Origin of the sequence: Chryseobacterium sp. LJ668 (genome assembly GCF_019613955.1) — a bacterium.
In the GTDB taxonomy this organism is placed as follows: Bacteria; Bacteroidota; Bacteroidia; order Flavobacteriales; family Weeksellaceae; genus Chryseobacterium.
Genome location: NZ_CP080443.1, coordinates 452,728 through 474,975 on the forward strand (window position 1 = coordinate 452,728; position 22,248 = coordinate 474,975).

14 protein-coding genes and 5 tRNA genes are annotated in these 22,248 nt (G+C 36.4%); 9 read left to right on the forward strand and 10 right to left on the reverse strand.

The window, feature by feature from the left end:
* Positions 1–13: 13 nt before the first annotated feature.
* From K0U91_RS02205 to K0U91_RS02215, 3 genes are read right to left on the reverse strand one after another with little or no spacing between them, the layout of a single operon-like run.
* Entirely contained in the window at positions 14–868 is an 855-nt protein-coding gene (locus tag K0U91_RS02205; protein WP_220180245.1) for a glycosyltransferase, read from the reverse strand.
* 54 nt (positions 869–922) lie between these two features.
* Positions 923–2,323: an aspartate ammonia-lyase gene (gene aspA, locus K0U91_RS02210; RefSeq protein WP_220180246.1), complete on the reverse strand. Its 1,401-nt coding sequence runs from the start codon at positions 2,321–2,323 to the stop codon at positions 923–925.
* Positions 2,324–2,380: 57 nt separating this feature from the next.
* Positions 2,381–3,406: an N-acetylmuramoyl-L-alanine amidase gene (locus tag K0U91_RS02215; protein WP_220180247.1), complete on the reverse strand. Its 1,026-nt coding sequence runs from the start codon at positions 3,404–3,406 to the stop codon at positions 2,381–2,383.
* Between the two features lie 137 nt (positions 3,407–3,543).
* Here K0U91_RS02215 and K0U91_RS02220 point away from each other — a divergent pair.
* The 5 genes from K0U91_RS02220 to K0U91_RS02240 all read left to right on the forward strand — a co-directional run bounded on the left by K0U91_RS02220 (position 3,544) and on the right by K0U91_RS02240 (position 4,344).
* Positions 3,544–3,630, forward strand: a tRNA-Ser gene (locus K0U91_RS02220).
* A gap of 14 nt (positions 3,631–3,644) precedes the next feature.
* Positions 3,645–3,719 (forward strand) — tRNA-Pro (locus tag K0U91_RS02225).
* Between the two features lie 31 nt (positions 3,720–3,750).
* A tRNA-Arg gene (locus K0U91_RS02230) sits at positions 3,751–3,824 on the forward strand.
* Positions 3,825–4,063: 239 nt separating this feature from the next.
* A tRNA-Pro gene (locus K0U91_RS02235) sits at positions 4,064–4,138 on the forward strand.
* Between the two features lie 132 nt (positions 4,139–4,270).
* Positions 4,271–4,344 (forward strand) — tRNA-Arg (locus K0U91_RS02240).
* Positions 4,345–4,401: 57 nt separating this feature from the next.
* On the opposite strand, the gene K0U91_RS02245 is transcribed toward K0U91_RS02240, so the two are convergent.
* The 7 genes from K0U91_RS02245 to K0U91_RS02275 all read right to left on the reverse strand — a co-directional run bounded on the left by K0U91_RS02245 (position 4,402) and on the right by K0U91_RS02275 (position 14,217).
* Positions 4,402–5,238 (reverse strand): SH3 domain-containing protein, encoded by an 837-nt coding sequence (locus K0U91_RS02245; RefSeq protein ID WP_220180248.1) that lies wholly within the window; start codon positions 5,236–5,238, stop codon positions 4,402–4,404.
* Positions 5,239–5,250: 12 nt separating this feature from the next.
* Complete coding sequence (prmA, locus tag K0U91_RS02250) at positions 5,251–6,081, reverse strand: 50S ribosomal protein L11 methyltransferase (RefSeq protein WP_220180249.1); 831 nt, start codon at positions 6,079–6,081, stop codon at positions 5,251–5,253.
* Positions 6,082–6,278: 197 nt separating this feature from the next.
* Positions 6,279–6,992, reverse strand: coding sequence for a 3-ketoacyl-ACP reductase (locus K0U91_RS02255; protein ID WP_219971205.1), 714 nt, complete (start codon positions 6,990–6,992; stop codon positions 6,279–6,281).
* Between the two features lie 154 nt (positions 6,993–7,146).
* Entirely contained in the window at positions 7,147–8,730 is a 1,584-nt protein-coding gene (locus K0U91_RS02260; RefSeq protein ID WP_258561892.1) for a calcineurin-like phosphoesterase family protein, read from the reverse strand.
* Positions 8,731–8,759: 29 nt separating this feature from the next.
* Entirely contained in the window at positions 8,760–10,214 is a 1,455-nt protein-coding gene (locus tag K0U91_RS02265) for a SusD/RagB family nutrient-binding outer membrane lipoprotein (protein WP_220180250.1), read from the reverse strand.
* Between the two features lie 10 nt (positions 10,215–10,224).
* Positions 10,225–13,197: a SusC/RagA family TonB-linked outer membrane protein gene (locus K0U91_RS02270; RefSeq protein ID WP_220180251.1), complete on the reverse strand. Its 2,973-nt coding sequence runs from the start codon at positions 13,195–13,197 to the stop codon at positions 10,225–10,227.
* A 270-nt stretch (positions 13,198–13,467) separates the two neighbouring features.
* Positions 13,468–14,217, reverse strand: coding sequence for a glycerophosphodiester phosphodiesterase family protein (locus K0U91_RS02275; protein WP_220180252.1), 750 nt, complete (start codon positions 14,215–14,217; stop codon positions 13,468–13,470).
* A gap of 194 nt (positions 14,218–14,411) precedes the next feature.
* Here K0U91_RS02275 and ligA point away from each other — a divergent pair, with 194 nt between their 5' ends.
* The 4 genes from ligA (at position 14,412) to K0U91_RS02295 (ending at position 22,229) form a co-directional block, all read left to right on the forward strand.
* Positions 14,412–16,412 (forward strand): NAD-dependent DNA ligase LigA, encoded by a 2,001-nt coding sequence (gene ligA, locus K0U91_RS02280; protein WP_220180253.1) that lies wholly within the window; start codon positions 14,412–14,414, stop codon positions 16,410–16,412.
* Positions 16,413–16,514: 102 nt separating this feature from the next.
* Positions 16,515–19,253 carry a DUF7619 domain-containing protein gene (locus K0U91_RS02285; protein ID WP_220180254.1) on the forward strand — a complete coding sequence of 913 codons (2,739 nt, stop codon included), beginning with the start codon at positions 16,515–16,517 and terminating at the stop codon, positions 19,251–19,253.
* 81 nt (positions 19,254–19,334) lie between these two features.
* Positions 19,335–19,979: an MgtC/SapB family protein gene (locus K0U91_RS02290; protein WP_220180255.1), complete on the forward strand. Its 645-nt coding sequence runs from the start codon at positions 19,335–19,337 to the stop codon at positions 19,977–19,979.
* 108 nt (positions 19,980–20,087) lie between these two features.
* The gene (locus K0U91_RS02295) at positions 20,088–22,229 is read left to right on the forward strand and encodes a S46 family peptidase (RefSeq protein WP_220180256.1); all 2,142 of its coding nucleotides are present in this window, start codon (positions 20,088–20,090) and stop codon (positions 22,227–22,229) included.
* The last annotated feature ends 19 nt before the right edge of the window (positions 22,230–22,248 follow it).

Here is a 22,248-nt window from a genome sequence, read left to right on the forward strand (position 1 = left end):
AAAATGTTCAACTTTACATCCTAAACCATTTATTTTTAAATAGATCCCAGCGTTGTTTATTGATTACTTTTTGTTCATCTTTAGAAATTTTCAGCTCCAGATTTTGAGATTTGCATTTTTCGTATGAACGGATAATCTGAAAAAGAAAAGCCGGTGACTTTATTTTCATAGCTTCTTTTGCCGCTGCGGCATACGTTAGAAATCGGTTTAAGCCAAAAAAATAAAAATATCTGCCATAATAATCTGCAGGCTTTATCGTATAATCTGCACCCTTAATTTTAATTAATTTTACCTGAAGCTCCGGTAAGACAACTTCCTTCCAACCCAAATTTTTAAGCAAAACAGAATCAATATTGTCCCAGCCTAAGGTTTCTCTTAAACCGCCGATCGCTTGAAAACATTCTTTTCTGTACGCTTTCATCGGACCACGTACGTGATGCTTGTTTGAATTTCCTTCGTACACCCATTCTCCATTTTTTTCAACAAATAATAAGCCTCCGACTAACCCGTATTCAGGATTGTCAGTAAAGGCTTTATCAATTTCAAAAAGATAATTGTCATTTAAAATAATATCGGCATCAAACTTACAAATGATGTCAAATTCATTAATATTTTGAGTTTGAAGGCCACTTTTGAAAGCATTTACTACTTTTGAACCCGGCTGATGGGCAGATTTTTCTAACTCAATTGTTTCAAAACGCAAATCTGCAACCGTATATTTCTGAATAACGTCTGATGTTTTATCCGTTGAACCGTCATTGACAATGACCACTTTAAAATCTTTACAACTTTGCTTCTGTAAAGAATCTAAGGTAAACGAAAGATTATCTTCTTCGTTATGCGCGGGAATGATGATTAAAAATTTCACGATTCGTTATACATGATGGATAGCTAAAAAGTAATTACTAATTCACTGATAAAATTACATGTGGTGCGGTTTCAGCATATTTCGGGGATCAAGAATCTCATCTAAACTTTCCTGAGAAAGCAGATTTTTCTCTAATACCAGATTGTAAACACTTTTCCCTGTTTCTAATGCTTCTTTTGCAATCTCTGTCGATTGTTTGTAGCCGATGTAAGGGTTAAGTGCAGTAACGATTCCTATACTGTGCTTCACCATATTGAGACAAACTTCTCTGTTGGCGGTAATTCCTACAACGCATTTTTCACGAAGGGTGTCGAGTGCATTGCAAAGGAACTGAATGTTTTCCATTATTGCATGAGAAAGAACGGGCTCCATGACATTCAGCTGCAATTGTCCTGCTTCTGCAGCAAAAGTTACCGTTAAATCATTTCCTATTATCTTAAAACAAACCTGATTCACCACCTCCGGAATAACAGGATTTACTTTTCCGGGCATGATAGATGATCCGGGCTGCATCGGAGGTAAATTTATTTCAGACAAACCCGCTCTCGGTCCTGAAGACAATAATCTCAAATCATTACAGATTTTTGAAAGTTTTAAAGCCAGACGTTTCATTGCCGAAGAATAGATCACATAAGATCCCGTATCAGGAGTTGCCTCAACCAAATTGGGTGCAGATAAAATAGGATATCCTGTGATTTCTGCCAAATTTTTAGCACAAAGTACCGAATACCCTATTGGAGCATTGATACCTGTACCAATCGCGGTTGCGCCCATATTGACTTCAACAAATAAATTGGCGTTGTTATTTAATTTAGAAATATCTTCTTCCAGCGTTGCTGCAAAAGCTTCAAACTCTTGCCCCATCGTCATTGGAACGGCATCTTGAAGCTGGGTACGTCCCATTTTGATCACATCCTGAAACTCAACACCTTTCTCACGGAAAGCTTCAACAATGTTTTTGAGTTTTTCAACTAAACGTTCATTCATCTGCAGTAATCCCATCTTGATCGCTGTAGGATAAGCATCATTAGTCGATTGCGAAAGATTGATATGATCGTTGGGAGAACAGAATTGATACTCACCTTTATTTTTTCCTAATTTTTCTAAAACGATGTTTGCAATGACCTCATTGGCATTCATATTTATAGAGGTTCCTGCCCCACCCTGAATCATATCGACAGGAAATTCAGTATGAAACAAACCGGTAATTAATTCATCACAGGTTTCAGCGATTTTAGCATAGAGATCCTGATCAAGCAATCCTAATTCGTAATTGGTTTTTGCTGCTGCTTTTTTAACGAAAGCTAAGCCTCTGATAAATTCAGGATAGGAGGAAAGAAGCTGACCTGAAATTTTAAAATTGTCAATTGCCCGTTGAGTCTGAACTCCATAATACGCATTGATCGGAACGTTTAATACGCCCAATAGATCGCTTTCCTGTCTGAAATTTTCCATTAAAGTAGTGTAACAGTTATAATTGAATGATAAACAATATATATTGAGATGTTCTGTTTATTTTGTTGGATATTTTTGATTTAAGGCTTGTAAAACTGCCCAGGTTTCGGCATCTAAAACTCCGTTGTAATTCTGTGGTCTGAAATGGTATTGTAACGCTTCGATTGTTTTTTTCGTAGCATCATCCCATTTTCCGTTTGGTAAAACATCGTAACCAAATTTCTGCAAAGCAGTCTGCACCACAAAAATAAACGAGGGCTCATTGTATCTCGTGTCAACATCTGTTTGTGCCGAGGTCATAAAATTCTGTTTTGCCATCTCATCATACCACATTCCGATCTGATATTCATCGTACAGTTTTTTCCAAGGGAAGAGCGGTCCAGGATCTTGTTTTCGGGTCGGAGCAATATCAGAATGCGCCAAAACGTTGGTTGCAGGAATATTATATCTCGTAACAATATCTTTTGCCAAAGCAGCTACTTTCTTGATCTGCTCATTACTGAAGGCCTGGAAAGTTTTTGATCCCGCAGCATCAGCTGTGTATCCCATATTGACGATTTCAATACCGATTGAAGTGTCATTTAAATTTTTATCTGTACGCCAAGCACTTACTCCGGCATGATAAGAACGTTTGTTTTCGTCTACAAGCTGGTAAATTTCATTGTCACCAAGGTTGTTTACCAAATAATGCGCACTCACAGATTGCTGTGTAAGAACCTCTATAGATTTGTCATCCGGTAAAACTGTGTAGTGTAAAATAAGATATTTCTGTCTGAAATTCTGCCCTAACGCGGGAAAATGAGTTTTTACCACTTTATATCCGGCAGGCTTTGCAGAAACGATAGATCCGTAACTTGCAGTATTGTCATTTTTGGTAATGTCTGCAATATTTGTTCTGAAAAATTCAACACCGTGTTCAGTAGCAACATCGGGTTTATTTTTGTTTATATTTTGTCCATTAATGGCTGTTTTAGACTGTGTAACTGCCGTTCTGGGTTTATAAGTGCTCTTCGTTGTATTTTTCTGTGAAGTACACGAAAAAACGAAAACGCTTAAGCCGATGATATATAATGTTTTACGCATTAGTTTTAAATTTTTAACCTTTTATCTGCTCAAAAATACGCAATTTTTTTCTGAAATTTATTTGGTAAATAAAGAAATCTATTCTATATTTGCACTCGCAATAACGGAATAGCGATCATTCAAAAAACGTTATAATAGGAGAGTTGCCTGAGAGGCCGAAAGGACATGTTTGCTAAACATGCGTACTGGAAACGGTACCAAGGGTTCGAATCCCTTACTCTCCGCAGCAAGAAAAATTCGGGGCGTAGCGTAGTCCGGTCATCGCGCCTGGTTTGGGACCAGGAGGTCGCAGGTTCGAATCCTGCCGCCCCGACTGTTTTAGTAATTTTCTCAAAATTACAAATGGGTGCGTAGCTCAGCTGGATAGAGCATCTGCCTTCTAAGCAGACGGTCCCAGGTTCGAATCCTGGCGCGCTCACAAGAGAGAAATCATTATTTGGTTTCTCTTTTTTTGTTTATAACTACCTATGTCTCTGTTATATTCTCTATCCAGCATCTATAAAATCTGCTCAACATAAATTATTGTTTTTCAAATATTTAAAAATTAGATTTAAGATTCTCCGAAATAATACAAGTTTTTATTTCTTTAATCCAAAAAACAATCCTATATTTGCACCCACAAAAAACAAGGTAATTCTTGTTAAGATGACCTTCACTCGGGGCGTAGCGTAGTCCGGTCATCGCGCCTGGTTTGGGACCAGGAGGTCGCAGGTTCGAATCCTGCCGCCCCGACTTTTTTTAGTAATTTTTCAAATTATTTTATAGATGCGTAGCTCAACTGGATAGAGCATTCCGATTCATCGGGACGATCAAAGGTTTGAAATCTATTGCTCAGAATGTTTAGTAATTTCATAAATTACAAATGGGTGCGTAGCTCAGCTGGATAGAGCATCTGCCTTCTAAGCAGACGGTCCCAGGTTCGAATCCTGGCGCGCTCACAAGAGAGAAATCATTATTTGGTTTCTCTTTTTTATTTCAAATACTTTGGCAGATAATTATTTCAGTTTATAAGAACCCCCATTCCAAAGATAAGTCCTAGAAAGACGTTTGGTTTTCTCTTTATCGTTGTCATCTTTTTCCATTTCTTCCATTTTAAAGATAAATGCATTCGGAATTCCGCCTTTGTCGTTCGGGAAAACATATTCTTCGCTGTGATGATATACATCTGCGTCACCAACATTCATTAATTGTGGTAGAGCAATCAGTTTATTATTTTTAAATAAAAGATATTGGTCGTAACCGGCAATTCCGCAGGCTTCGCCAGACACGATTGCTTTTAAAGTGAATTCAACATTTTTAAGCTGGTGATTGCTTTCAATAATAAATGTTCCGTAACTTAAGCTTTCGCCCGAACCTGTTTCAAAGAAAACCTCATCAACTAAATTGTCATCTCTCAAAACTTTGATAGAGGCAATATTCTGTTTGTAAGTTTGATTGAGCTTTTTATCGGTTTTATCAACTGTTTTTGAAATACCGAAAAGAAAATCATAACCGTTTTTATTTCTGTAGCCAACGCTAAGATTTCCGCCCCAGATGTAGCCTTTTGAAGTCTGGTTTCCTTTCCGGTAAGAGACTTCGTACCAATTGGCTGCTCTTTCACCCAGTGCCAAAACCTTTTCATATTTTTTAAGAATCGAAACCTGCTGATTGCTCTTCAATGAGTCTAAAATTTGAGAATTCACATTGGGTTCTTTTCTTACCCGCGTCCAATCTGTGAAGATTTTCTGTGTTTTGTTGTTTTCAAAATTGAAAATTCCATTGGCGTAGATTTCTTCCTGTGCGAAAAAAGTCTGCAAAACAAATAAAAACAAGACGGTGAATACAGATTTCATAATCGTTTTAATTTAATTTTTTTCCAGAAGCAAACTTACCCATTCTTCACGCTGTAACTTCTTTTTCAGTTCTAAATTATTTTCTCTACATACTTCAAGAATATCATCCACATCAAAAAAACACAAGCCAGAAAGCAGTAATTTTCCGCCATCATTCAATACTGAAACGTAAGTGGGGATATCGGAAATCAAAATATTCCTGTTGATGTTGGCTAAAATAATATCATATTTTTCTTTGCCTAAATTTTCAGCTGTTCCCAATTCGATATCTAACTCAACATGATTTCTTGCAGCATTTTCTTTGGAATTTTCGACTGACCAATCGTCGATGTCAATTGCTTTGGTTTCTCCGGCGCCGTTTTGTTTTGCATAAATTGCCAGTACCGAAGTTCCGCAGCCCATATCCAAAACTTTTTTGCCTTTGAAATCAATATCCATCATTTGTTGAATCATCAGATGAGTGGTGGGATGATGACCTGTGCCAAATGACATTTTTGGCTGGATGACAATTTCATGCATTCCCGGAATCGATTCATGAAATTCTGCCCTTATTAAAACTTTATCATCAATATTGATTGGTTCAAAATTCTTTTCCCACTCTTCATTCCAGTTGATATTGGGCATTTCTGTGAAAGTATATTCTATGTTAACTGCTTCATTCTTAAAAAGAGGTAAAGCTTTCAGCTCATCTTCTTTAAACAGATCTCTTTGAATATATCCTAAAATACCGTGAATTTCTTCTGTAAAACTGTCGAAACCTATTTCAATCAATTCAGCCATTAATATTTCGTTCCATGGTTGAAGTGGCTGTATTTTAAAATCGAATTCTAAATAATTTTGCATGTGAATAATTTGTTGCAAAAATAGATAATTTAAAAATTAGAGTTTAAAAATTTGATGGATTTAGTGATTAAGATTGAATTAAATTAAAAAGAATACTTAGTTTTGGCTGAAGCCAATTTAATAATAAAAAGAAAAGCGGGCTAAAGCCCGCTCCTATTGATATACTATTGGTTAAAATTATATTATAACTACAACTTTTAAGGATTTGTAGAGAAGATAGAACCGTTTGCGATCAACGCACGTCTGTTCATTTTTAGAATATCTCTTACCCATTCTGCAAAATCTTCTGGCTGAAGTACTTTTTCGGGATTTCCGTCTGTTAATCCACCGTCGATCGACATATCTGATGCGATTGTACTTGGCGTCAATGTAATGACACGGATATTCTGTTTTCTCCATTCTGCCATCATCGATTGTGATAAAGAAACAACTGCTGCTTTGGAGGCTGCATACGCTGACATATTGGGTCCGCCTTTCAGACCGGCTGTAGATGCTACATTCACAATATCACCTTCTCCTCTTTCTTTCATGAAAGAATAAACAGCTTTCGAAGCATAATATACCCCGAAAAGATTGGTCTTAATCACCTGTTCCCAAACTTCAGAAGACATATCTTCGATTGAACCAAAATCACCGATTCCTGCATTATTGATTAAAATATCGATACCGCCGAGCTGCTCTGCCAACGATTCTATTCCTGCTTTTACGTGGATTTCATTGTCTATACTAAAAACCGCATACGCTGCATTCACACCCGTTTTTTTGATTTCCTCAATGGTCATTTTAAGATTTTCTTCATTTCTACCGGTGATTCCAACGTTTACACCTTCATGGGCAAGAATTAAAGCTACTGCTTTTCCGAGACCTTTTCCACCGCCAGTTACAATGGCATTTTTTCCTTGTAAATTCATTCAATTAATTTATGGTGCAAATCTACGAAACCCTTTTTTTAAACAGGTGTTTATTATTTTGATTTATCAGAACTCTTTCATTCAAAATTTCTATAAGAAAAAACCAGCTTATCTAAAGCTGGTTCCGAAAGTAATATAGTAAGTAAAATTGAAACTATGGAATGAGAATACGATCTTTAACTTCAAATTCTTCTGACGAAGAGAACTCATTTCCGTACATATCATAAGCTCTCACTTCAACTTTGTGTTTACCTAAAGTTAATTTGTTTCCAAATCCTCCGACCCAGATATGTTTCGACAATTCAGGATTAGAAGGTCTTCTTCCGGGGAAAAGATCTTTGGTTGTATCCCATTTGAAAACCGACTGTGCAAAATTCGGATCGATGGTTTCGTTATATTCCATTGTTTCCCATGCGCCATTGTCGATTCTGTATTCTACTTTATCTTTTTTGCTTCCGATAAAGAAATTAGCCAAAACTTTAGCAGAAGTTTTTGAAGGGAATGGAATCACTTTCGGCAGATACAATTTGATCTGGTACTCTTCAGGTTTTCCTGCAGTTTTGTATTTAACTTTGTACTGATTATCATTGAAACTGATAAAGGAATATCCTTTTGCTGTACCGTCTCTCATGGTAGACGTCGGAAGCCCGATTTCATCAGAAGTTCCTGACCACCAATCTCCGCAGGTAGTACCCACATTATATTCATGTAAATCTTTTGCACCACTCCATCCCTGTGGTTTTCCGTAGAAAATCTGTTGCTGAATATGCGTGTGTGCAGACAACATCAAAGCATTCTGAAAAGGTGAAAGTGCATCAAACAATATCTGACGGTCAGCATTTCTGAAGTTATCTTCGTTATTGTGATCCAGTGGGATGTGAAAAGAAACCACAATCAGTTTATTTTTATCTACTAGCTTCAGATCATTTTGAATAAACTGCATTTGATCTTCACGAAAGCCACCCCAATATCCTTTTCCATCTCGCGGGTCCGGATACAAAATATCATCTAAAATTATAAAATGTACATTCCCATAATTGAACGAGTAGTTCGCAGGACCAAAGTTGGATTCAAAAGTCTCGTCTGACAAATAATCTTCCTTGGCTTCGTAATTCATATCATGATTTCCCATAACGTTGTACCAAGGCAACCCTATTTCTTTCATTACATCTGCATAAGGCTTTTGAAGGCTAAGATTATCGCCTACAAGATCTCCTAAGCTAATCCCGAAAACTGCATTTTTCTTATTGTTTTTTACTTCGTTGACGATGCTTCTTTTAAAATAATCGAGTTCTTTTTCTGTGTACGGCTGCGGATCTCCGAAAACAAGAATGTCAAAATTTTTGCTTTCTTCCTGCTTTTGCAATGCGAAATTCAATTCTTTGGGAAGTTCTCCGGTGGGCGCACTGCCTTTATATTTAAAATCTGCAGGCGAACCTTTTGGTTTGTACTGGTAATAGTACTGAGGAAGATTGTTTGAATTTAAAGCCAATTTAAATCCTGAAGGCTTGATGACAAAAATCGTCTGGTCTTCCTGCACCGGTAAGCTGTACTTCCCGTTTTTATCTGTCAAAACAACCTGCGCTCCGTTGGATACTGCTACATTTTCAATTCCTTTTTCGCGGCTTTCTTTCTTTTGGTTTTTATTGATATCTTCAAATACATATCCTGAAACTGAAGTCTGAGAAAATGCCATTGCAGAAATGAGCAGACACGGCATTAAAAATTTTATATACATGATACTATTAATTGATCGTTAAAAAAAACTTATTGATTCCACCAGGTTTTGATATTGATATTATCACCTCCCATCTGCTGAACAGCTGCCTGATAATTTGAAGTGTTCAAAACTCTTGGGTTTGGCGGGTACATTAATCTCTGAGGCAGATTTCCATTATTCAGCAATCCACCATTATTCGGAAGTACCGGGAAGCCTGTTCGTCGTTTTTCAAACCACTGCTGCTGATCTACAAAGAAGAGCGACACATATTTCTGAAGCATGATTCTTTCTAAAGTTCCATTATAGGATACATTTACATTTGCAAAATAGTTGGTGGGCATTGTAGATCCCCACTGTTCGATGGTGGCTTTTACTCCGCTTTCATAAAAGGTCTGGGCATTTCCCGGAATAATTCCTTTAAATGCTAATTCAGATAAGATAAACTGTAGTTCTGCATAAGGATAAACCAGAATGTTGAGAGGCGCTTTGGATAAATTCTGATTCATATTTGATGGCTGATAATCGAATGTCGTTCCGTATGCATAACCTGACGGAGCACCTTTGTAACCGATATTTGCACTTGGAGGAGCAATATTTTTCGCCTGAGTAAAAAACAGGGCCATTCTAGGATCATTATTGGCTTTCAGGGTTTCGACAAAAAATGCCGATGCGGCTCTTCCTGTTGTAAAATCCTGGGGTCTTGCAATGGGCGGAAGAAGCGGTGCAACGCCCGAAACATTTAGTTTTGCTGTATCTGCATTGCTTTGGAAAATAGGAAACACCGTTGGATTACTTACAATCTCCTGAATTCTCTGGTGAACATTTACTTCACCATTCTTTTTTAAAATTCTCGTAAGCAATCTTAATGAAAGTGAGTTGCAGAATTTTTTCCAATTGGTAATTCCATTTACATCACTTTCTGCTTTGTAGAAAAGATCTGCTCCTGTAAGTGGTTTTGCAACAACAAATAGTGAATTGGCAGCTTTTAAATCATCCAACAACTTAATATAGATATCTTTCTGCTTATCAAATTTTGGCTGAGAAATACCTTCGTCAAGTTGTGAAGCCTGTGAAAACGGCACATCACCATATGTGTCGGTAAGATTAGAATACACCCATGCGTTTAGCACCATCGCAATTGCCTGATAATTGACATCATTATCTCTTATCGCAGCTTTTTTCATATCATTGATCTGCATCAGCCATTTATAGCTGTTATTCCAAAAACCCGCGCCGGTATTTTCGGTAATATAATAACGGCTCAGTGAATTACCTTCATTCGGAAAATCAAGAGTTACCTGCATGATATCGAAAGTAAAATCGTTGGCTCTCATATAATTGACTGCAGACATATTATACTGAATCGGAAGCAATAATTTTGAAGCAACCGGCTCGCTGATCCTGCTTTCGTCTACGTTTACCTCATCCAAATTTCTGTCGCACGATACTGCAACCAGACTCACTCCCGCAAGGAATACTATTTTTAAAAATAATTTTTTCATGATTTTAATTTTAAAATTTAACATTAAGCTGAATACCTACCGTTCTTGCTGTCGGCAGCTGCCCCATTTCCACACCCGGTGTAATCTGGTTATCGTTAAGTGTTGCCACTTCCGGATCAAATAGCGGAAACTCCGTCCACATCCAAAGATTTCTTCCAAATAATGCCAACGTGAGATCTGTAATCTTAAGCTGTTCAGTTATATTTTTCGGAAAAGAATAGGCAATTCTTGCATCTCTTAACTTGATGAAAGATGTATCAAAAGTGTTTGTCTCAACATTTGCCCTTCTGTAATAATCAGCATAGTATGCAGATGCCAGAACTCCTTTTGTGTTTGCTGAGAATGAGCCGTCAGGATTTTGAACAACTCCTTCACCTATAATCAGACCTCCCGGATTATCTCTTCCTGCTAACGTATGCTCAAGCTTTCCCTGTTCTGACATTTTGTGGTGAGACTGAGAATATGCCACCCCTTTGTACTGCCCGTCAAATGAAAAACTTAGGGTAATATTTTTATATTTGAATTCATTCTGAAGACCGGCTCTCCATTTCGGGTAGGCATTTCCGATTTTTTTCATTTGAGTAGGCTTTGCTGTCAAACCATCACTTCCATATATGACCTCTCCGTTCGGAGTATACATCAATCCGTAGCCATAAAGATCTCCTAACGAGCCACCCACCACTGCATTAAAATATACCGCACCCCCTACATTTCCCATTACATAAGGTTCACCGTTGAACTCTGCAGGAATTGAAAGAATTTTATTTCTGTTCATCGACCAGTTTGCATTGACGCTCCATGAGAAATTTCTATTTTTTACCGGATATGTATTTAGTGTCATTTCAAGGCCTCTGTTTCTCACTTCTCCAGCATTAATAACCCTTGTACTGTAACCCGCTTCCCATAACATAGGAATCTTAATGATCTGGTCTTTAGAATTATTCTGATACGCTGTTATAGTATAATTAATTCTGTTTTTAAGAATAGTAAAATCCATTCCTGCTTCAATATTGGTAATCATATTGGGTCTCAGATTAGGATTAGGATACAATGACGGCGATTCTACAGATCCCGTAAAGTCACTGTTGCTATAATATTTGATCAGTTGATAAGGATCAGTATCATTTCCGACCTTAGACCAAGAAGCTCTCAGCTTCCAGTAATTAAACTGATCTGATGATAAACTGAAAATATCAGACAGAATAAATGATGTTGCTACTGAAGGATAGAAATAGGAACGGTTTTCTACGGGGAGTGTACTGCTCCAGTCATTTCTGGCAGTAAGATCTAAGAAAATCCTGTTTTTATAGCTTACATTTGCCAGCGCATAAGTACTGTTCACCTGCTTATCGCTTGGTTTTGCAAATCTTGAAGTCGTTGAAATACCATTAGGCATTGTATACAGACCTGGTTTCAAAAGACCTTCTGCAATATAATCATTCATTGTATATTCCGTATAGCGGATATTTCCTCCGGCTGATGCACTGAAATCGAAATCGTTGATTGTATTTTTATAGGTAAATAAAACGTCATTATTTAAATCCATCAATTTCACATGCTGTTCTCTGTACATGCCCTGAAGATAATTTGCCGTGTTCCATGGTCTTTTCTGCGTACGTTCTTCATTCGTTATTTCCATCCCCGATCTCAACATGACGTCAAAATTTTTGGCAATTTTATAATTTACGTTGACATTTCCTGTGATAAAGTTTTTATCAACACCATTCAGCATTTCATAAGCGATCAGATAAGGATTATCAATAAATGAGCTGAAGGGATGAATCTGCTCAATCTGATCCTTTCCTGCCTTCCAGATGGGTCTATACCACGACAAATCAACATTCGGATTCTGGAAGATCATGAAATAAGAGATCGACTGGTTGCTGTATCCTGTCGCAGGAAGATTATCACTTTTTGTTTTGTTATAATTTAATTTGATCCCCATTTTCAATTTCTCACTCAATTTATGATCAACTGAAAAAGCTGCATTAAACCGGTCGAAGCCCGTATTGGGCATCATCCATTCGTTCTTTAAATAGGTTAAAGATGACCTGAATGATGTATTTTCGTTAGAAGCCTCTACAGAAATATTGTTTGAAAAGGTAGTTCCTGTCTGCCAGAAATCTTTGATATTGTTTTTATAGGGCTGCCAAAGTTGTCTTGTAGCGCTCTGTCCTTCTGTTGTAGGATCATATTGAAAATAATATTGCCCTGCGAATTTTGGCCCAAAAGCACTGCTCGTTGCCCCCGTATTAATTCCGTCTGCCGAAGCCTGATAAGAGTAGAAGTAATTTCCGTTGGTATCTTTCTGCATCGTACCCTGTCCGTATTCGTACTGGTAATCCGGCCATTTCAATACTGTATCATAGCTTGAATAAGAATTTAAGCTTACCTGTACCTTTCCGTTTTTACTTTTTCCAGATTTTGTGGTAATCATTACTGCTCCACCTGCACCTCTGGAACCATAGAGCGCCGATGCAGTAGAACCTTTCAAAATGGTGATAGATTCTATATCATCAGGATTTATTGTATTAATGCCGTTTCCATAGTCGATAGGTAAATCTGCTTTGGCACCCGCACCATAAGCCGAGAAACCTGTTCCTGTGGTGTTGTTATTCAATGGAACACCATCTACAACAATAAGAGCATTGTTCTGATCGGGATTCATAGAAATATCACCTCTTAATTTGATGATAGAACTTCCCAAAGGGCCAGCTCCTGCGGTCTGAATTTTCAAACCAGCTACTTTCCCTTCCAAAGCCTGTGACCAGTTGTTATTCTGGGTTTTCAGCAATTCGTCAGATTTGATGGTCTCTGCAACATATCCCAAAGAACGATCCTGTCTTTTTATTCCAAGAGCTGTCACCACTACTTCTTCAATGTTCTTTACGGTATCTTTTTTTACCTGCTGTTGAGCTGCCATATCGACGGTCACCAATCCCAGTAAGGATAATAAAAGCAATTTTTGAGTCTCTTTACGCATACACTTTTTTGTTTGCGCAAAATTAGAACGAGATTATGACGATGCTTTTAACATGACTTTAACATATTTTAAACAATTATTGAACGACTTGTGAATTATTTATTAAGTGAAATTTTAAAACGCTGTCAAGCACCCCTTTAGAAACATTAACAAGGTTTAATGCTATGCATATAAATTACAATAGCTATCTTTAAAAGCTATACTTACTTATTTTTTTAAATAAAAAATGCCTCACAGAATCTGCAAGGCATATTTTTATAAATGTTACATCTATTTTGCGTCTTTCAAAATATTGGGAATATTTGTGGTTACAAATTTAATACCCTGATTTTTTAATTTTTTGTAAATTTCAGTATTATTGACCGTCCAAACATTGGTAATCAGTCCCAACTTATTTGCATCAGCGATCCAGGTAGGATTTTTCTCAAAAATACTATAATGGTAGTCCATTCCGTCTAATCCTTCGTTTTTAATCTGCTCCGGTGAAAGCTCACCATTTAAATACTGAACTTTAAATTTTGGTTCTAATTTTTTGATCTCTTTACAGATATTCAGGCTAAAGGAAATGAACTCGCTTTGCGATTCCAGTTTCATATCCTTAATCATTTTGATCGTTTTTGCAGTCATCTCATCTTCCAATTCTTTTGTTTTAGCAGGCTTGATCTCAACGATTAATTGTAAAGACCGGTCCTTTTTTCCCTGCTTCAGGTAATCTTTTAGTGTGGGAAATTTTTCACCATTAGAAAGATTAAGATTTTCAAGGTCTTTAAAGCTTGTTTCCGAAATTTCCATCTTACCGTGGTGCTCATCATGATTAATCACCAAAACGCCATCTTTTGTCATCCTGACGTCAAACTCAGCTCCGTAAATTTTTAAATTTTGGGCATTTTCCAATGACTTGATCGAATTTTCGGTTGTCTGAGGCTGCGTTTGCCAGTACCCTCTGTGTGCAATAATTTGGGTTTGTGCATTCATAAAAACGTGTGTTAAAACTGCAAACCCGAAGATAAACTTTTTCATAATTTTAAATATTCTTCTCCATTATAATTTCTATTTTTTTACATAAAATCACATCTGAAGCATGTGTCTGCAAAATTATTAAGAGATTTTTAGTTTCATTTTAATTCAGAATAAACATTATTGAATACAATATTAATTTTTTGCATTCATTTCTCCACAATACTTATTATTTTTGTTCAAAAGAAACCAACCCAATGCCCGAAAACATTCAGCAAAAGATCGAAAAGCTTAGAAAAGAACTGAACCAGCATAATGAAAATTACTATTTGCTGGACGAGCCGAGCATTTCTGATTTTGAATTTGATTTATTATTAAAAGAACTTCAGGATCTGGAGGCAAAATATCCCGAATTTCATGATGACAATTCTCCTACAATTCGTGTAGGCGGTGGTGTAACAAAGATCTTCCCGACTATTCAGCATCAGTTCAGAATGTATTCTTTGGATAATTCATATGATTATGATGATTTGGCAGATTGGGAAAAGCGGATCATTAAAACCATAGATGAGCCTGTAGAATTTGTTGCAGAACTAAAATATGATGGTGCCTCAATCTCTATTTTGTATGAAAATGGAAAATTGATACAGGCAGTAACGCGTGGCGATGGTTTTCAAGGTGACGAAATTACTTCAAACGTACGCACGATTTCCGACATTCCTATTACATTGAAAGGCGATTTCCCGGAAAGGTTTTATATGCGGGGTGAAATTTATCTGACAAGAAAAAACTTTGACAAAATCAATAAACTTCGTGAGGAAGAAGGTTTAGACCCCTTCATGAATCCCCGAAACACCGCTAGCGGAAGTCTCAAAATGCAGGACAGCGGTGAGGTGAGAAAGCGCAGACTTTCATCGGTTCTTTATCAGTATGTTTCGGAAGAAATACCGGCAGAAACGCATTGGGAACTGCTGCACAAGGCTCAAGACTGGGGATTTACTATTTCAGATCAGGCAAAACTGTGCAAAACTCTGGATGATATTAAAGAATTTATTAATTTTTGGGATACCGAAAGACATCAACTGCCTTTCGAAATTGACGGAATCGTACTGAAAGTCAACTCGTTAAAACAGCAAAGACAACTTGGCTATACTGCAAAGTCTCCGCGATGGGCGATGGCTTATAAATTTAAAGCTGAAAAAGTCGAGACTCAACTTCAAAGCGTATCTTATCAAGTAGGAAGAACGGGAGCCATAACTCCTGTTGCCAATTTAAAACCAGTTTTATTAGCCGGGACTGTAGTAAAACGTGCTTCTCTTCACAACGAAGATATTATAAAAAAACTAGGTCTGCACGAGCACGATTTTGTTTTTGTGGAAAAAGGTGGTGAAATTATTCCAAAAATAATCGATGTAAATAAGGACAAAAGAAATTCTGACAGCAAAGAAATTCAATATATCAAAAACTGCCCGGAATGCGGAACTGAGCTGGTAAAGCTTGAAGATCAGGCGATTCATTTTTGTCCAAATGATCTTCATTGTCCGCCACAGGTGGTGGGAAGAATGATTCATTACGTTTCTCGAAAGGCACTGAATATCGACAATCTCGGAAGTGAAACCATAGAGCAGCTTTACAGGGAAAAACTCATTGAAAATCCTGCAGATTTTTATGCTTTAACGAAAGGGCAGCTACTTCCGCTCGAAAGAATGGCCGAGAAATCTGCTCAGAATATCATTGACGGAATCGAAAAATCAAAAGAAATTCCGTTTGAAAAAGTACTTTTCGGAATCGGTATAAAACATGTTGGCGAAACTGTTGCGAAAAAACTGGTTAAAAACTTCAATACGATCGATGATCTGAAAAATGCTACTGCCGAAGAGCTTTGTCAGGTAGAAGACATCGGGATGAAAATTGCCATAAGTATCGTAGATTTCTTTAACAACCCGGAGAATATTGTAATGCTTGAACGCCTGAAATCTTACGGTGTACAACTGGAGAAAGGAGAAAACACCAATGAAGTTTTGTCTAATGTCTTAGAAGAAAAAACATTTTTATTTACCGGAAAATTATCTTTATTCACCAGAGAAGCCGCAGAAGAAATGGTAGAAAAGCACGGCGGGAAAAACATATCGGCAGTTTCTAAAAACCTGAATTATCTGGTTGTCGGTGAAAAAGCTGGAAGCAAACTGAAGAAAGCGCAGGATATCGGAACAATTGAGATTCTGGATGAGCAGCAGTTTTTGGATTTGATAGGATAAATAATAAGTTTTTAATAATTTAACATAATATACCTTAAGTTTCAGGCTTAATGTATATTTTTGCTTTTCAATTGTAAAGAATTCAAAAATATCTAATAATTTATGAAAAAACTCTATTTTTTTATTTTCTTACTGTCAATTTTTACTCTTAAAGCACAGATTTTAACCATACCTGATGTGAATTTCAAAACGAAATTGCTCGGAGCAAACAACACAACAAGTAAAATAGCTAAAAATCAATCCGGAACGTGGACGAATGTTGATACCAATTATGATGGTCAAATACAATTGTCTGAAGCACAAAATTTGAGTTATCTGGATCTCACTACACCCACTCAAGGTACTACTTACATTTCGGATATAACGGGAATAGAAAACTTTACAAATCTTACTTACCTTGATCTGACGAAAAATTACCTTACGACTATTACCCTAAGCTTACCCATTTTGGATTATTTGAATGTGAATCAAAATAATGTTTCATCTCTAAATATTCAGAATTGTAGTCTCTTAAAAACCTTTCAGATTTCCTATCACGGATTCTCAACTTTAAACGTTCAGAGTAACTCTATTAAACACCTGAATGTTGGAGGAAACAATACGACCTTTAATATGTCTGTTCAGAATCTTCCCAATCTGGAAACACTTACCATGTTTTTCACTCCGGTTCCGTCATTGGATTTAAGCAATAAACCTTTTCTTAATAAAATACGGCTAGAAGATCTGCACGAACTGACAAATCTAAATGTTCAGGGCTGCAATGCTCTTTTTGAAGTACAATTGAAAGATCTTTATCTTTTAACTTCTCTAAATTTTCAAAATCTGCCAACTCTGAACAAAGTCTCTTGCTATGACAACAGTTATTTACAGAGTCTTAATCTTACCAACAGTACCAATATCACAAACCTGTATCTTTCCGACAATAATTTATCGGTTCTTGACATAAGCACGTTGCCGAATTTAACTGATCTGAATATAGACGATAATCAGCTTACATCATTAAACCTGAGCAATCATCTTCTTCTTCAAAATGTGACTTGTATTTCTAACAACATCAACAATCTGAATATACAAAATACCCCAGCTTTAAAAAATCTGAATTGTGAATGGAATAATTTGCAGAGTCTTGTTTTCCAACCGTCAACTCTGCTTACCACAGTGAATGCCGGTCATAATTATCTTACAAGCATTAATGTTTCAATGCTGCAAAATCTTACCTATCTATCTTTGCAAAACAATCAGTTAACAAGTTTGGATGTTACTCATAACCCACTGCTTATATCTTTAGGATGCAATAGCAATTATCCTATGCAGACCCTCTTCGTTAAAAATGGGGCATTGCAGGCAAATTCATGTAACTTCAATGATAACGACGTCTTGAAATATATTTGCTGTGATGCAAGCCAGATTAATGATTTTAATGCTGCTGCAATTTATAATGCAGGATATTTCCCTGTTGTGGTGAATGATTATTGCTCTTTTACACCTGGAGGAAGTGTATATACAATTCAGGGGAATACAAAATTTGACAGCAATAATAATGGATGTGACGTCAATGACATAAACAGGGCTCAGCAAAAATTCAGCATAACCAACGGAACTGTTTCAGGAAGCTTAATAGCGAATAATTCTGGCAATCATTCTATCGCTGTAGGTGCAGGTTCACATACGATCTCTCCTATCCTTGAAAACCCAACCTATTTTACGATTTCTCCAACAAGTGTAACCGCGAATTTTCCTACACAGACCACTCCTTTAAATCAAAACTTCTGCTTGACGGCCAATGGAACACACAATGATTTGGAAGTTGTGATTATTCCGATAACTGCTGCTGCTCCAGGTTTTAATGCAAAATATAAAATCATTTATAAAAACAAAGGAACTGCCGCACAAGGAGGAACAGTTGTTTTTAATTTTAATGATAATCTGATGAATTTTCTGAGTTCTACAATTTCGCCGAACTCGCAGTCAACTGGCATTTTAAGTTGGAATTTTACTAATCTTCTTCCGTTTGAAACAAGAGAAATCACAGCAACATTTACTTTAAATACACCAATGCAAACTCCTCCTCTAAATGGAGGTCAAGTTTTAAATTATACTGCTCAAATCAATGGTCTGAATGATGAAACTCCTTTAGATAATACATTTATACTCAACCAAACTGTTGTCAATTCTTTTGATCCGAATGACAAAACATGTTTAGAGGGCGCTACAATTACTCAGGCAAAAGTTGGTGATTACGTGCATTATTTGATCAGATTTGAAAATACCGGAACTGCAAATGCACAGAATATTGTGGTGAAAGATATGATTGATACTACAAAATTTGATTTGGCTACATTAATTCCGCTTCATGCAAGTCATAGCTTTGTAACAAGAATTACAAACCCAAATACTGTCGAATTTATTTTTGAAAATATTCAGTTACCTTTTGCTGATGCAACTAATGATGGTTATGTATCTTTTAAAATCAAAACAAAATCTACTTTGACGCTCGGACAAAGCTTCAATAATACCGCAAATATTTATTTTGATTATAATTTTCCAATCGTCACCAATACTTATACAACAACGGTTCAAAACGTTCTAGCAACATCTGAAGTAAATAATAATGATCAAACATCTTTCAGTATTTATCCGAATCCGGTGAATAATATTTTATCTGTGAAAACAGAAACTAAGATTATAAAAGCTGAAATTTATGACGCCACGGGAAGAATTGTAAATTCTATAGGAGTTAAGAACAATGCTATCGATGTTTCAAGTCTTCCTAAAGGCAATTACATCGTTAAATTTTATACCGACGATAAAGCGGTCACGCAGAAATTTATTAAAAACTAACTTTAAATAATAAGAGGATTGCTGAAGAGCAGTCCTTTTTTATTAAAAAAAATTTGTTGTAATTTTATTTAAACAAAAAAAATGGATTTTCTAAAAGATCATTCAATACAAAACGAACTGGTTCTGATTTTTATCTCAGTGATTCTGGGGCTTTTTATCGGTGCCGAAAGAGAATACCGTAATAAGTCTGCAGGTCTTCGCACATTCATTCTCGTTTGTTTCGGATCATGTTTGTTTACCATTCTTTCCATCAAAATCGGTATAAAGGATCCGGATCGGCTGGCTGCAAATATTATCACAGGTATCGGCTTTTTGGGGGCAGGTGTTATTTTTAAAGGTGATAATAAAATTGACGGAATTACCACCGCAACCACAATCTGGGCAACCGCTTCAATCGGAATGGCTGTAGGTTCTGGCTATGTTTATCTTTCATTAACAGGAACGGTTTTGGTTCTTTTGATTTTAAGTTCGCTCAGTTATCTGCAGAATTTCATCGATAACAATCACAAAATCAGAGAATATAAAATTGTTGTTGCCAATTTTGAAGATGTTCAGTACTTTGAAGATCTATTTAAAAATTATCACTTAAAATTCTTCGTTGTAAGACAAAAATTCAGTACTGCAAACATTGCTACAACATGGACGCTTACAGGAAAACATACCGATCACGATCGATTTATAGATCAATTAAAAAAAAATCAAAAGATTCAATCTTACGAATTTTAAAGAATAATATTTATAGTAAATCGATAAAACCCTTTCAGAATAAAATTTTCGGGAGGGTTTTATTTTTGGCAAGAAAATTAAATCCGTATTTTAGTCAAAATTTTTTGCATGATAAAACGTAATATTCTAATTGCTTCTGCATTCTTCAGTTTTTCTTTGGGGATGGCTCAGCAATATGGCGGAATGTGGATTCCCACTGAGCTGAATGAAAAGGAAATGAAAGACCTTGGGATGAAAATTTCTGCCAAAGATATCTTCAACACACAAAAACCAAGTATAAAAGACGCCGTAGTACAATTCAATGGTGGCTGCACCGCTGAAATCATTTCTCCTAAAGGATTACTTTTAACTAATCATCACTGTGGTTATGGGCAGATTCAGGCACATTCAACCGTTCAGAATGATCTTTTATCAAATGGTTTTTGGGCGAAAAATATGGGAACCGAACTTCCGAATCCTGGAGTGACCGTAGATTTTATTGTTGATATCAAAGAAGTTACCGCTCAGATTTTAGAAAATACAGACAATCTTCAAGAGCCCGAACTTTCAAAAAAAATAGCAAACAATATTGAGATTTATAAAAATTCTCAAAAAACCGAATCTTATCAATCTATTTCTGTGAAGTCGATGTATTACGGAAATAAGTTTTATGCTTACGTCATCGAAACCTATAAAGATGTTCGTCTGGTAGGGGCGCCACCTCAGAGCATTGGGAAATTTGGGAGTGATACCGACAACTGGGTTTGGCCGAGGCATACAGGAGATTTTTCTATGTTCAGAATTTATGCAGACAAAAACAATAAGCCCGCAGAATATTCCAAAGACAATGTGCCTTACGTTCCAAAACACTATCTTCCCGTTTCTATTAAAGACAAAGCTGAGAATGATTTTACTTTCGTCTTCGGTTTTCCGGGAAGAACAACAGAATATCTCCCGGCAATTGCTGTTGAAAAGCTCATGACAGAGATTGATCCTGCAAGAATTGCTGTACGTGACGTGGCTTTAAAAACTCTAGACGAAAAAATGCGTGCTGATGATGCAACACGTATTAAGTATGCTTCAAAATTCGCTTCTGTTGCCAACTATTGGAAAAAATGGATCGGTGAAGTGGAAGGTCTTAAAAAATCAAATGCCGTACAGAAAAAAGTAATGTATGAAGGTTCTTTGGTTTCTAAAAACCCACAGATAAAACCAACACTAGACGAACTCAACAAACTTTACAAAGACCAGGCTCCTTATGCATTAAACAATGCCTATTATTCTGAAGTAATAAGAAATGCTGAAACTCTGATGCTTGCTAACCTTTATTCTAACTACATTACTTCTGTAGAAGCCGGAAAAATGGATGAAAAAGGAATTACAGCATTCAAAAACAGATTGACATCATTTTATAAAGATTATAGTGCAGAATTAGACGCAAAAGTAACTGCAAAACTTTTGGCATTGTATGCTAACAAAACAGCTCCTCAGTTTTTGCCTGCAGATTTTGATAAATATAAAAATGAGGCTCAAAACATCATTGAAGTTGAGGAAATCTCTAAAAACTCTATCATCACCGGCAGATCTACAGTAAACGGAGCCGCTCTGAATGCAGATATAGATAAAGCATTTTCTAATCAGGATAAATTGATTAAAACAATTAAAAAAGATCCTGTTTACCAGCTTTTCATGAATATGAAAGATATGTTTATGAAAACTGCTGATCCACAATTTACCTCTTTACAGACAAAAATTGATGCTCTGCAGAAGAAATACATGGCACAGCAAATGTCTACCGATAAGGATAGAAAATTCTTTCCGGATGCCAACTCAACGTTACGTGTAACATATGGAAAAGTAAAAGGCTCTACGCCTAAAGATGCCGTATCATATGATTATCAAACACATTTAGCAGGTGTCATGGAAAAATATGTTCCGGGAGATTATGAGTTTGATGTACCCAAAAAGCTGATTGATCTGTATGATAAAAAAGATTTTGGAAACTATAAAGACAAAACCGGTGATGTTCCTGTAGGATTTACGGCAACCAACCATACAACAGGCGGAAATTCAGGAAGTCCTGCATTGGATGCATATGGAAATTTGGTTGGATTAAATTTCGACAGACAGTGGGAAGGTACGATGAGCGATATCAACTATGACCCGCGATTCAGCAGAAACATCATGGTTGACACAAAATATATTCTTTTCATCATTGATAAATTTGCTGATTCTAAATGGCTGATCAATGAAATGAAGATTGTGAAGTAATTTTCGTTACATAAACACC